Genomic DNA, 12,532 nt, shown 5'->3' with positions numbered 1-12,532 from the left:
GGTCCCGGTCACCGGCACCCGCTCCGCCGGCCTCAGTAGGGTCAGCGGGGTGAACGCCCCTGCTCCGGCCCACCCCGACCGCGACCGGCTGCTCGAGCTCATCGTCGACCTCGCCGTGGTGCACGGGAAGGTGACCCTCTCCTCCGGCCAGGAGGCCGACTGGTACATCGACCTGCGCCGGGTGACGCTGCACCACGAGGCCGCCCCGCTGGTGGGCCGGGTGATGCGCCAGCTCACCGGCGACCTGCGCTACGACGTGGTCGGCGGCCTCACCCTCGGCGCGGACCCGGTCGCTGCCGCGATGCTGCACGCCGCCTCGGACGGCGAGGGGTTCCTGGACGCCTGCGTGGTGCGCAAGGCGACCAAGGTCCACGGGATGCAGCGGCGGATCGAGGGGCCCGACGTCGCCGGCCGCACGGTGCTCGTGGTCGAGGACGTCTCCACCACCGGCGGCAGCCCGCTCACCGCCGTCGAGGTGCTGCAGGAGGCCGGCGCCGAGGTGCTGGGCGTGGCCGTGATCGTCGACCGCGGCGCCCGCGCAGCCGTCGAGGCGGCCGGCCTGGAGTACCGCGCGGCGTTCGAGCTGGCGGACCTCGGCCTCTCCTGAAGCACCCTGCGGCGGGCCGGAGGGGACGGCGGCGTCGTACGGTGGCGACGTGACCGCCCTCACGACGACGTGGGTCCGCGAGCTCCAGGACGCCCTGGGCCCGGACAGCGTGCTCACCGACCCCGACGTCACCGCCGCCTACGCACGCGACCAGGCGATGCTCGCCGAGGCGGGGCTGCCGGCCGCGGTGGCGCTGCCGCGCAGCACCGAGGAGGTGTCGGCGGTGCTCCGGCTGGCCAGCCGGCACGGGGTGCCGGTGGTGCCGCGGGGCGCCGGCTCCGGTCTGGTCGGTGCGGCCAACGCCGTCGACGGGTGCATCACCCTGGCCCTGACCCGGATGGACGCCGTCCTGGAGGTGGCCCCGGCCGACCGGCTCGCCGTCGTCCAGGCCGGCGTGGTGAACAAGACGCTGCGCGACGCCGTCCGGGAGCACGGGCTGTTCTACCCACCGGATCCGGCCAGCTACGACTGGTGCACCCTCGGCGGCAACCTGGCGATGAACTCCGGCGGGCTGTGCTGCGTGAAGTACGGCGTCACCACCGACTACGTGCTCGGCCTGGAGGTCGTGCTCGCCGACGGCCGGGTGCTGCGCACCGGACGGCGCACCGTCAAGGGCGTCGCCGGGTACGACCTGGCCCGGCTGTTCGTCGGCTCCGAGGGCACGCTGGGCGTGATCACCGAGGCGACGCTCGCCCTGCGGCCGGCCCCGCAGCCGCCGGTCACCCTGGTCGCCAGCTTCGGCACCAGCGCGCAGACCGGCCAGGTGGTCGAGCGGGTGGTCACCAGCGGCCTGGTGCCCAGCATGCTCGAGGTGATGGACCGCACCTGCATCCGCGCGGTCGACGACCTGATGAAGGCCGACCTCGACCGGGACGCGGCGGCGCTGCTGCTGGCCCAGTCCGACAGCGGGGGAGACGTGGCGCTCGCCGAGATCGCGGCGCTGACCCGGCTGTGCGAGGAGGCCGGGGCGGACTTCGTGCACTCCACCGACGACCCGGCCGAGGGCGACCTGCTGATGACCGCCCGGCGGATGGCGCTGCCGGCCCTGGAGCGGCTGGGCAGCAGCCTGCTGCTCGACGACGTCGCCGTCCCGCGGTCGCGGGTGGCCACGTTCATCGACGGCTGCGACGCGATCGCCGCCACCGCCGGGCTGGTGGTCGGGGTCGTCGGGCACGCCGGTGACGGCAACATGCACCCCACCGTCGTCTTCGACGGCGCCGACCCCGACCAGTGCACCCGGGCCTACGCCGCCTTCGACGCGATCCTGGAGCTCGGCCTCTCCCTCGGCGGCACCATCACCGGTGAGCACGGGGTGGGCACGATCAAGGCCGACTGGCTGGAGAGGGAGATCGGCCCGGTCTCCCTCTCGGTCCACCAGGCGATCAAGCACGCGCTGGACCCGGCGGGGGTCCTCAACCCGGGCAAGGTGTTCCGCCGCGCTGCCGGCGGCGACCTGGCCGCCGTCTCCGGCCTGGTCGGCGGCTGAACTGCCGTGCCGGTGGGAGGCTGCGGGACATGACCGAACGACTGGTGGTGGTCGGCGGCGACGCGGCCGGGATGTCGGCGGCCGCCCAGGCCCGGCGCCTGCGCACGGCGGCCGAGCTGGAGATCGTCGTCCTGGAGCAGAGCGACGTCGTCTCCTACTCCGCCTGCGGCATCCCCTACTGGGTCGCCGGGCAGGTGGGCGACCGGGACGACCTCATCGCCCGGACGCCGGCACAGTTCGCCGCCGCCGACATCACCGTGCACATCGGCACGCGGGCCGAGGCGATCGACCTGGACGCCGGTGAGGTGCACGCCCGCGGGGGCGCGCGGTTCGGCTACGACCGGCTGGTCGTCGCCACCGGCGGCCGGCCCAGCCGGCCCCCGATCCCCGGCCTGGACGCCCCCGGGGTGTTCGGCGTGCACCGGCTGGACGACGGCGCGGCCATCCGGGCGGCGATCGACCGGCTGCCCGCCGACGGCCCGCGGCGCGGGCTGGTGCTCGGCGGCGGCTACATCGGGCTGGAGATGGCCGAGGCCCTGCAGGACCGGGGCCTGGAGGTCACCGTCGTCCTGGCCGACCCGCTGCCGATGGCGCTGCTGGACACCGACATGGGCGAGCGGGTCTGCGCCGCCCTCGGGGCGATGGGCATGACGGTGCACGCCGACCAGGCGGTGCGGGAGGTGCTCGTCGACGCCGACGGCCGGGCCTGCGGCGTGCGCACCGACGTCGGCACGTACGAGGCCGACCTGATCGTCCTCGGGCTCGGCATGGGGCCGGAGGCGTCCCTGGCCGCCGAGTCCGGGCTGGCGATCGGGCCGACCGGCGCGGTCGACGTCGACCGGAGCCAGCGCTGCCGGGACCACCCGGAGGTCTTCGCCGCCGGTGACTGCGCGCAGACGTTCCACCGGGTCACCGGCGACGTCGCGCACGTCGCGCTGGGCACGCACGCCAACAAGCAGGGCCGGGTCGCGGGCTCGGTGATCGGTGGCCGGCCGGCCCGGTTCGCCGGGGTGCTCGGCACCGCGGTGACCAGGGTGCGCGAGCTGGAGATCGGCCGCACGGGCCTGTGCACCACCCAGGCCGAGGAGGCCGGGTTCGCCTACCGCACGGACGTCATCGAGGCGACCACCCGGGCCGGCTACTTCCCCGGCGCCGAGGAGATCGCGGTCAAGCTGGTCACCGAGGCGGGCTCCGGGCAGCTGCTCGGGGCGCAGGTGGTCGGCGGGCCGGGGTCGGCGAAGCGGATCGACGTGCTGGCCACCGCGATCTGGGCGGGGATGACCGCCGAGGAGCTGGCCGGCAGCGACCTCTCCTACGCCCCGCCGTTCTCGCCCACCTACGACCCGGTGGTGGTGGCCGCCCGCGCCGTCAGCCGCATCGAGCAGGGCTGAGGAGCCCCTCCTCCCCACCCTCGCGACCCCCGGGCGGTGCCCCGGAGGGGCCGATGAGCGGTGCGCCCGGTGGCGGTCGGCTCCACTAAGGTGCGGGCATGCCGATCGCGACACCCGAGGTCTACGCCGACATGCTCGCCCGGGCGAAGGAGGGCGGGTTCGCCTATCCGGCGATCAACTGCACCTCGTCCGAGACGATCAACGCCGCGCTGCGCGGCTTCGCCGACGCCGGCAGTGACGGGATCATCCAGTTCTCCACCGGGGGTGCGGAGTTCGGCTCGGGCACCCGGGTGAAGGACATGGTGACCGGTGCGGTCGCGCTGGCCGAGTTCGCCCACGTGGTCGCCGACAAGTACCCCGTCCAGGTGGCGCTGCACACCGACCACTGCCCCAAGGACAAGCTGGACAGCTACGTCCGGCCGCTGATCGCCCTCTCCCAGGAGCGGGTGGACGCCGGCAAGGAGCCGCTGTTCCAGTCGCACATGTGGGACGGCTCGGCCGTCGAGCTCACCGAGAACCTGGAGATCGCCCAGGAGCTCATCGAGAAGTGCGCGGCGGCCAAGATCGTGCTCGAGGTGGAGATCGGCGTCGTCGGCGGCGAGGAGGACGGCGTCGCCCACGAGATCAACGAGAAGCTCTACACCGCCGACGGCGACTTCGTGCGCACCGCCGAGGCCCTCGGGCTCGGGGAGAAGGGCGTCTACCTGCTGGCGGCGACCTTCGGCAACGTGCACGGGGTCTACAAGCCGGGCAACGTGAAGCTCCGCCCCGACGTGCTCGAGCGCGGCCAGGCCGTCGTCGCCGAGCAGTTCGGCCTCGGGGACGGCGCCAAGCCGTTCAACCTGGTCTTCCACGGCGGTTCCGGCTCCGCGCTCGAGGAGATCCGCGAGGCGCTCTCCTACGGCGTGGTGAAGATGAACGTCGACACCGACACCCAGTACGCGCTGACCCGGGCGATCGCCGGGCACATGTTCAGCAACTACGACGGCGTCCTCAAGGTCGACGGCGAGGTCGGCGTGAAGAAGACCTACGACCCGCGCACCTACATGAAGCTCGCCGAGGCGAGCATGGCCGACCGGATCGTGGAGGCCTGCGAGCACCTGCTGTCCGCCGGCCGGTCGCAGGCGGCCTGAGCCATGACCCACGCACACCACAACCTGCTCGGCGAGCCGCCGGCCACCCTGCTGCCGGGCATCCCGGAGGCCGACGACGCGCTGGCTGCCGGCGCCGACCCGGCCGAGGTCGCGGCGGGGCACCCCACCTCCAGCGCAGCCTGGGCCGCGCTCGCCGAGACCGCGCTGGAGGCCGGCCGCACCATCGAGGCCTACGCCTACGCCCGCACCGGGTACCACCGCGGGCTGGACGCGCTGCGCCGCAACGGCTGGAAGGGCTACGGCCCGGTGCCGTGGTCGCACGAGCCCAACCGCGGTTTCCTGCGCTGTGTCACCGTGCTGGCCACGGCGGCCGGGCGGATCGGCGAGGTCGACGAGCAGGAGCGCTGCACCCAGCTGCTGCGCGACTGCGACCCGACGCTCGCCCCCTGACCCAGGGGACTCCAGCAGGTAACGGATCTTGTCCGTCCCGATGACGGGACGCGGCAGTTCCGTTACCGTCTGCCCTCCGGTCGGCGCCACGGGGCGTCACCTCGGGAAGAGAGGCTGATCATGGTCACCCTGCTCTGGATCCTCGCCGTCGTCCTGGTCGTCGCGGGGATCGTCGCGGTCGTCCGCAAGCAGATCGTGTGGGGGGTCGTGTTGATCGTCCTCGGGCTGCTGGTCGGCCCGGGGGGCGTCAGCATCTTCAACTGAGCTGCCCCTGGTGGGGCCGAGAGAGCCTCTCGGCCCCACCAGGGGGCGTCAGGGCACCAGGATGGCGCGGCCGCGCACCCGGCCGGCGTCGAGGTCGTCGATCGCCGACTGGAAGTCCTCCAGCGCGTACTTCGCGGTGTGCAGCGTGACCTTCTGCTGCGCCGCCAACGCCATCAGGTCGACCAGGTCGTTGTACGAACCGACCAGGTTGCCCAGCACGTTGATCTCCGCGGAGACCAGGTCGATCGTCGGGACGTCGACGTTCTCCCCGTACCCGACCACCAGGTAGTCCCCGGCCCGCCGGGTCATCGCCAGGCCCTCCTTGGTGGAGCCGCCCTCGCCGACGAAGTCGATCACCACCTCGGCGCCGTGCCCACCGGTGAGCTCGCGCACCTGCTCGACCTGGCTGCCGTCGGCGACGATCCCCCGGTCGGCACCGATCGACTCGGCCAGCTTCACCGCGTCGGGGTTGCGGTCGACCACGATCAGCTCGGCCGGGGAGAGCGCCTTGAGCACCTGGATGCCGATGTGCCCGAGCCCGCCGGCGCCGATCATCACGCACCGGAACCCCGGCCGCAGCCGGCGGGCCGCCTTGGCCACCGCGTGGTAGGCGGTGAGCCCGGCGTCGGCCAGGGCCGCGACGTCCGCGGGCTCCAGCGAGTCGTCGATCCGCACCACGCTGCGGGCCGTGGTCCTCAGGTACTCGGCGTACCCGCCGTCGCTGTCGATGCCGGGGAACTGGGAGTTCTCGCAGTGCACGTCGTCCCCGGACCGGCAGGCGCGGCACAGCCCGCAGGTGACCAGCGGGTGCAGGATCACCTTGTCGCCCTCGGCCACGTGGCCGACCGCGCTGCCCACGGCCGCCACCCAGCCGGCGTTCTCGTGCCCGATCGTGTACGGCAGCGCGACCTGGGACTTCTCCGCCCACTGCCCTTCCAGGATGTGCAGGTCGGTGCGGCAGACCCCGGCGCCGCCGATCTTCACGACGACGTCGTGCGGGCCGGTGACCTCCGGCTGCGGGACGTCGTCCAGCCGGAGCGGCTCGTGGTAACCGGTGACGCGGACGGCTCTCATGACAGGACCTCCAGGGGGAGCGCGGGGCGGGTCGGACCGGGCAGCGGGACGTCGTCGACGCTGGGCCGGGGCGTCTGGTCGGTCTCGGCGCCGGGGTAGCGGGTGGCGAGCAGGCCGCGGCAGAAGTGCGCGTTGCCGTCGACGGAGATGCGCACCGACCGGGCCCGGCGCAGGAACAGGGCGGCCTCGCCGACCGACGGGCGGGTGCCGTCGGCGGCGACGAGCACGGCGGCGTCCGGGTCGATCGGCAGGTCGAGCGCGGCCCGACGGCGCAGCAGCGCACCGGTGGTCGGCTCGTCGGCCGGCAGGTCGCCGAGGGTGGTGCGCTGCAGGTCGGCCTCGGTGAGCGACCGGTCGGCACGGAGCAGGGCGGTGAGCGCACGCTCCATCGCCGCGGTGTGCCCCTTGCGGACGAAGATCGCCCGCAGCTCGTCCAGCGACTCCTCCGCCTCGTGCCCGAAGGTGCCCCGGTACCCGGCCCCCGCGGCGAGGCCGCGGTTGATCAGGTCGGAGTCGTGGTGGTCGTCGAGCTCCACCACCACTCGCTCGACCCCGGGGACGGCGGAGACCGCGTCGTGGGCGTCGGAGCACATCAGCCAGGCGAAGTTCGGTGCGCAGAACGACGTGGGCAGCCGCAGGTGCACCGCCACCTCCGGCCCCTGGACGGCCACCGACCGGACGAAGCCGAGGTCGGTGATCGGCTCGTCGAGCTCCGGGTCGACGACGGTGCCCAGCGCAGCCCGGACCTGCGCCTCCGTCACCCCCGTCAGCAGGGTCGCCGTCATCAGGACATCGCCAGGTCGGCGGCGTCCGGCTGGCGGGGTCCGGTGGCCGGCTCGTCGGCGTCGGGCAGTCGCAGCCGCTCGGGCACCGGGATGTCGTAGAGCTTCGCGGCGTTGAGCCCGAGCACCTTCTTCTTCACCTCGGTGGTCAGCGGTGCGTACTCGGCCAGGTCCTCGGGGATCTGGAAGTCCACGAACCGCTCGACCAGCCACGTCGGCGTCCAGAGCGCGTAGTCGCTGGAGAAGAGGATCCGGTCCTCCCCGAGCCAGTAGACGAGCTCGCCGATGATCTGGGCGAAGTACCGCGGCCGGGTGTGGATGAACGGGAGCGCCACCGCCAGGCCGGCGTGCACGTTGGGCTCCTGGGTGGCGATCCAGCAGAAGTCCTCCAGCCGGGGCAGGCCGCAGTGCTCGACGATGAACTGCAGGTCGGTGAAGTCGGTCGCCACGTGGTCGACGTCGGCGACGTCGAAGGCGTCCCGGTCCAGCGGGCGGATCGTCGGGCCCTTGTGGACGTGGATGTTGGTGATCCCGAGCTCCCGGCAGAGCTCGAGGTACCGGTAGGCCATCGGGTCGGTGAGCTTCCAGCCGCGGGACTCCCCGTGCCAGTCGGCGGTGTAGAGCTTCACGCCCTTGAGCCCGAAGCGCTCGGCGTCCGCGCGCAGCTGGTCCAGCCCGTTCTCCCCGTCCCGGGGGTCCCACCAGTGGTTGTAGGTGAGCTGGTCGGGGTGCTGCTGGGTGAGCGCGAACGCCTCCTCGGTCTGCCCGAACCCCCGGTGGTAGAACTCGCCGAGCCGGGCCGGCTGGAAGATGGCGTGGTCGACCATGCCGCCGGCGAAGACGTCGCGCATCAGCCGCTCGCCGCCCTGGTAGAGGTACTCCTCGTACGGCCAGACCTCGGACTCCGGGCTGAGGTTGCGGTGGTAGTCGTAGAAGCAGTCGATGAACTGCTTGCCGTGCACGTTCCGCTGGTTCTCCGGCCGCGCGTCCCAGAGCGCGATGTGCGCGTCGACCACGAAGTAGTCGACGCCGTCCTTGCTGTACATGGGTCCTCCTCGACTCCTCCCGCCCGCGTCGTTGCGGGCCGGAGCACCTCGGGATCGACGCTAGGTGTGGTGTGGACCACAATGAGGGGGTCTGCTGTCTCACTTTGAGACACCTCGGGCCCGGGTCCCCCGTCGGCCGCAGCCGCGCCCGAGCCCCCTCGACCGGCCGACACCTGCAGGTCCGCCCGCCAGCGTCCCGAGGAGGCTCGCCGTGTCACCTCCACCTCCGGACCGGCTGCGGCCGGCCGGTGCCGCCGGGCTCGACCGGCCGAGCAGTCCGGCCCGGGTGCGTGCCTCCTGGCAGCGCAGCGAGCGCTACGGGGTCACCCCGGAGGAGGTGGTGCCGGTCTACGTCGACGGGGTGCCGACCGACTCGCTTTTCTACGAGTGCGGTGCCGAGGTGGTCCGGGGGCTGCACGGCACGCTGGCCGGCGAGCCGGTCGGCTTCATGCTCACCGATCCGCAGGGCCTCGTGCTGGCCCGCTGGTGCGACGACGGGACGATCAACCGCTCCCTGGACCGGGTGCACCTGGCGCCCGGCTTCTACTTCGGCGAGCAGACCGCCGGAACCAACGGTCTGGGCCTGGCCCTCGCCGACCGGGTGCCGACCCTGGTCCGCGGACCGGAGCACTACGTCGCACCGTTGCGCCGCTACACCTGTGCCGCGGTGCCGGTGCTGGACCCGCGCACCGGTGGGCTGGTGGGCAGCATCAACCTCACCACCTGGTCCGATGCCTCCTCGGAGCTGTTGCTGGCGCTGGCCCAGGCCGCCGCGGGGAACACCGCGGCGCTGATGCAGGTGCGGGCCGGTGGCCAGCTGCTCCGCGCGGCGCCGCGCGGTGAGGTGTTCCACGTGCTGACCGGCCGGCTGGTCGACGGCGTCGCCGACGACCCGTGCGTGTCCCCGGCCTGGCAGGCGGCCGTGGGGGCGGTGCGCGACGCGGTCGCCGGCGGCCGGCTGGTCGCCGTGGTCGGCGAGCCGGGTGCCGGGCGGACGACGGCGACCTCGCTGGCCCGCCGCGCCACCGGCCTGCGGGAACGGGTGCTGGTCGCCCGGCCACCCGAGCCGGCCGAGGTCGGCGAGTGGCTCACCCTGTGGACGCCGGAGCTGCACGCGCCGGACACCTGCGTCGTGGTCGCCGAGGTCGACACCTTGCCGGTCTGGGCGGCCGAGCAGCTGGCCGCGGAGGTCGCCGCCGTGCCGACGACCACGGGCGCGCCGGGCCCCCTGGTGCTCACCGGCTCCTCCTTCACCGCCCTCCCCGGCCCGCTGGCCGCACTGGTGGAGGCGGTCGTCGAGGTGCCCGCCCTGCGCGACCGGCCCGCCGACGTCGAGCCGCTGGCCCGGGCCTTCGCCCGGCAGCTCCGGCACCGCGACGTCGAGTTCACCGCGCGTGCGCTGCGGGCGCTGGCCGCGCACGGCTGGCCGGGCAACGTGCGGGAGCTGCGGGCGGCGGTGCGCGCGGCCGCCGCCCGGGCCGACCTCGTCGACGTCGCGCACCTGCCGCCCGGGGTGCTGTCCGACGGCAGCCGGACGCTCGGGCGGCTGGAGCAGCTGGAGCGGGACGAGATCGTGCGCTGCCTGAGCCGCCCCGGGACGACGGTGGTGCACGCCGCCACCGAACTGGGCCTGTCCCGGGCCACCCTCTACCGGAAGATCGCCCAGTACCGGATCACCGTGTAGCCCGCGGCCACCCGCTCAGCGGTCGCGCTGGGCAGCCCGCAGCGAGTCGCCCAGCCGGGACAGCTCGTCGCCGCCGGCGACCAGCCGGGTCAGGTCGTGCACGTCGACGTCCTCCCGGGTCAGGTCACCGGCCACCCGCCCACCGCCGAGCAGCAGGAAGCGGTCGCCGACCAGGTGCGCGTGCTGCGGGCTGTGGGTCACGAACAGCACGGCGAGCCCCGCCTCGCGGGCGGCCACCACCGACTGCAGCACCAGTGCCCGCTGGGCCACCGTCATCGGCGCGGTGGGCTCGTCGATGACCAGTGCCCGGGCGCCGAAGTGCAGGGCGCGGGCGATCGCCAGGCTCTGTCGCTCCCCGGCCTTCAGCGCGCTGGCGGCCTGACCGGGGTCGAGCCCTGGGACGCCCACCCGGGCCATCGCCCGGGTGGTGATCTCCTCGGCCCGCCCGACGTCCAGCCGCCGGAACGGCCACAGCCCGCGGGTCGGTTCGGCGCCGAGGAAGAAGTTGCGCCAGACCGACATCAGCGGCGCGATCGCCAGGTCCTGCCAGACCGTGGCGATCCCGCAGGCGCGAGCCTGCTGCGGTGACCGGAAGCGCTCGAGCCGGCCGTCGACCAGCAGCTCGCCCTCGGCCGGCTGCTGCAGGCCGGAGAGGACGGCGACCAGCGTCGACTTGCCCGAGCCGTTCTCCCCGAGCACGCAGACCACCTCGCCGGCCCGCAGGGCCAGCGACACCCCGGACAAGGCCGGCACGCTGCCGAAGCGGACCGTCACCCCGCGCAGCTCCAGGACCGGCGCCGGGGAGCCGTGCGCGGACAGGTGGGCGGCCGTGCTCATGAGCGGGGCACCGAGCGGAGCCGGCGGCGGACCACGCCGTTGACCAGCAGGGCCACCAGCAGCAGCATCCCGAGGAAGGCCTGGAACCAGCGCGGGTCCCAGTCGGCCAGCGAGAGGCCCTCCCGGGCCACGGCGTACAGCAGCGCCCCCAGTGCGGCGCCCACGGTGGAGCCGTACCCGCCGGTGAGCAGGCAGCCGCCGATCACCGCGACCACGATGAACTCGATCTCGTCGCCCAGGGCCGGGTCGACCTGCACGCCGCCGAGCCGGACCAGGGTCAGGGTGCCGATCAGCCAGCCGGCCGCGGCGGTGCCCAGGAACAGCAGGACCGTCGTGCGCGCGACCGGGACGCCCAGCTCCCGGGCCGCCCGGCTCGCGCCGCCGCTGGCGAAGACGGCGTTGCCGAAGCGGGTGCGCCACAGCAGCCAGGTGGTCAGGACGGTGGCCAGCAGCCACCAGAGCAGCGAGATGCGGAACCGTCCGTCACCGAGCTGCGCGGTGGCCCCGAACACCGCCAGCGCCGACTCCCAGCCCGGTGCGTCCGCCAGCCCGGTGATCCGCGAGGACCCCGCGATCGCGGCGGCCCCGGCGAGCGAGGCGCCCTGCAGCACGAGGAAGGTCGCCAGCGTCACCAGGAAGCTGGGCAGCCCGGTGGTCACCACGAGCAGCCCGTTGGCCGCCCCGACCAGCAGGGCGGCGAGCAGCGACACCAGCAGGGCCGGCCAGATGCCGAGGCCGAGCTGGGTCACCAGCAGCGCGGTGACCAGGCTGCTGCCCACCGCGACGACCCCGATGGACAGGTCGAACTGGCCGGCGACCAGCAGCAGCGCGACCGCGACGCCGCCGATGCCCAGCGGGGCGGCGATGTCGAGCACGGTGGCCAGGCCACCGGAGCTGATCAGCCCCGGTGCCTGCAGCCCGAAGAAGACGGCGAGCACCAGCACCCCGAACAGCGCGCCGATGCCCGGGCGGGCGAGCAGCCGGTCCAGCACCCGGCGCCCGGCCGAGCGGGGGGCGGCGGGCGCCACGGGGCCGAAGCCGGCCGGGCGCTCGGTGCTCACCGGGGACTCGGCCGAGAAGGGGTGCAGGGGTGGCACGGCGACGCGGGACCTCCTCGAGCGGGGCGGAGTCCCCAGTGTCCACGATCGCCGGCGGCCGGACCGTCGCCCGTCAGGGGCGCAGGCGCCAGCGCACCCGGTCGTCGGCGTACCAGGTCCACTTCGTGACCTGGCGGTCGAACGGCACGCCGTCCCGGCTGACCTGGGCCGGGTCCGACGCCATCTGCAGGGCCCGCCCGACGGCCCGGCGCACCGGGCGCAGCGGCAGCGTCACCACCGTCACGCCGATCCGGTCCACCGCCGTCCAGTCCGGTCGGACGTCGATCCGGGTGATCGAGCCGTCGGCCACCCGGGTGTCGTCGCAGTACGCCCGGGCGCCGAACCGGCGGGCCAGGAGGCGGCGCGACGCGCCGTGCGCGGTCACCAGGCCGGTGTGCAGCAGCACCCCACCGTGGTCGTCGCGGACCAGCGGCAGCTCCCGCTCGGCTCCGGTGCCGACGCCCAGGGAGCGGGCCAGCCCGGTGGACGCCGGGTCGTCCGCGGGTTCCCAGCTCACCGGCACCGCGGGCAGCCGCTCGGTCTTCCACAACCGCGTCAGGACGGCGGACAGCGCCGGCACCGGGCCCAGCACGTGCACCGCCTCGGCGCCGTCCACCACCGAGGCGACGTGCCGGCGCGATGGCGGCTGGACCGCCGCCAGGCCGCGCAGGTCGAGCTGAGTCGCGGGCATGCCGATACCCTGCCACCTGGCCAGCCGGG

The 12,532-nt window shown here is 74.4% G+C and carries 13 protein-coding genes; 7 read left to right on the top strand and 6 right to left on the bottom strand.

Annotated elements, in window-relative coordinates:
* The first annotated feature begins 49 nt into the window (after positions 1-49).
* The 6 genes from pyrE (at position 50) to G5C62_RS04540 (ending at position 5,292) form a co-directional block, all read left to right on the top strand.
* Entirely contained in the window at positions 50-607 is a 558-nt protein-coding gene (pyrE, locus tag G5C62_RS04565) for an orotate phosphoribosyltransferase (protein ID WP_164700084.1), read from the top strand.
* A 49-nt stretch (positions 608-656) separates the two neighbouring features.
* On the top strand, positions 657-2,093 hold the full coding sequence (locus tag G5C62_RS04560; RefSeq protein WP_164700083.1) for an FAD-binding oxidoreductase: 1,437 nt from the start codon (positions 657-659) through the stop codon (positions 2,091-2,093).
* Between the two features lie 29 nt (positions 2,094-2,122).
* Positions 2,123-3,484 (top strand): FAD-dependent oxidoreductase, encoded by a 1,362-nt coding sequence (locus G5C62_RS04555; RefSeq protein ID WP_164700082.1) that lies wholly within the window; start codon positions 2,123-2,125, stop codon positions 3,482-3,484.
* 98 nt (positions 3,485-3,582) lie between these two features.
* Positions 3,583-4,617, top strand: a complete 1,035-nt coding sequence (gene fbaA, locus G5C62_RS04550; RefSeq protein ID WP_036336355.1) for a class II fructose-bisphosphate aldolase — start codon at positions 3,583-3,585, stop codon at positions 4,615-4,617.
* A gap of 3 nt (positions 4,618-4,620) precedes the next feature.
* On the top strand, positions 4,621-5,028 hold the full coding sequence (locus tag G5C62_RS04545; RefSeq protein WP_036336356.1) for a DUF3151 domain-containing protein: 408 nt from the start codon (positions 4,621-4,623) through the stop codon (positions 5,026-5,028).
* A gap of 120 nt (positions 5,029-5,148) precedes the next feature.
* Complete coding sequence (locus G5C62_RS04540; RefSeq protein ID WP_164700081.1) at positions 5,149-5,292, top strand: GPGG-motif small membrane protein; 144 nt, start codon at positions 5,149-5,151, stop codon at positions 5,290-5,292.
* Positions 5,293-5,340: 48 nt separating this feature from the next.
* Here the strand turns inward: G5C62_RS04540 and G5C62_RS04535 are convergent, their stop codons facing one another.
* Genes G5C62_RS04535 through G5C62_RS04525 form a run of 3 tightly spaced genes read right to left on the bottom strand, consistent with a single transcriptional unit; the run spans position 5,341 to position 8,194 of the window.
* Positions 5,341-6,366: an NAD(P)-dependent alcohol dehydrogenase gene (locus tag G5C62_RS04535; RefSeq protein WP_164700080.1), complete on the bottom strand. Its 1,026-nt coding sequence runs from the start codon at positions 6,364-6,366 to the stop codon at positions 5,341-5,343.
* On the bottom strand, positions 6,363-7,151 hold the full coding sequence (locus G5C62_RS04530; RefSeq protein WP_164700079.1) for an iron-sulfur cluster assembly protein: 789 nt from the start codon (positions 7,149-7,151) through the stop codon (positions 6,363-6,365). Before G5C62_RS04530 ends, G5C62_RS04535 begins: the two co-directional genes overlap by 4 nt.
* Positions 7,151-8,194 (bottom strand): amidohydrolase family protein, encoded by a 1,044-nt coding sequence (locus G5C62_RS04525; RefSeq protein ID WP_036336359.1) that lies wholly within the window; start codon positions 8,192-8,194, stop codon positions 7,151-7,153. Before G5C62_RS04525 ends, G5C62_RS04530 begins: the two co-directional genes overlap by 1 nt.
* 211 nt (positions 8,195-8,405) lie before the next feature.
* Here G5C62_RS04525 and G5C62_RS04520 point away from each other — a divergent pair, with 211 nt between their 5' ends.
* Entirely contained in the window at positions 8,406-9,878 is a 1,473-nt protein-coding gene (locus G5C62_RS04520) for a helix-turn-helix domain-containing protein (protein ID WP_206330457.1), read from the top strand.
* Positions 9,879-9,893: 15 nt separating this feature from the next.
* Here G5C62_RS04520 and G5C62_RS04515 read toward each other — a convergent pair whose 3' ends face one another.
* From G5C62_RS04515 to G5C62_RS04505, 3 genes are all read right to left on the bottom strand, one after another.
* Positions 9,894-10,715, bottom strand: a complete 822-nt coding sequence (locus G5C62_RS04515; protein ID WP_164700078.1) for an ATP-binding cassette domain-containing protein — start codon at positions 10,713-10,715, stop codon at positions 9,894-9,896.
* Positions 10,712-11,812 (bottom strand): ABC transporter permease, encoded by a 1,101-nt coding sequence (locus G5C62_RS04510; protein WP_241175697.1) that lies wholly within the window; start codon positions 11,810-11,812, stop codon positions 10,712-10,714. Before G5C62_RS04510 ends, G5C62_RS04515 begins: the two co-directional genes overlap by 4 nt.
* Positions 11,813-11,885: 73 nt before the next feature.
* Positions 11,886-12,503 carry a hypothetical protein gene (locus tag G5C62_RS04505; protein ID WP_164700077.1) on the bottom strand — a complete coding sequence of 206 codons (618 nt, stop codon included), beginning with the start codon at positions 12,501-12,503 and terminating at the stop codon, positions 11,886-11,888.
* Between the last annotated feature and the right edge of the window lie 29 nt (positions 12,504-12,532).

This window comes from Modestobacter sp. KNN46-3 (assembly GCF_011039295.1).
Note: the sequence above shows the minus strand (reverse complement) of the source record. Positions and strands in the feature narration are given on the sequence as shown.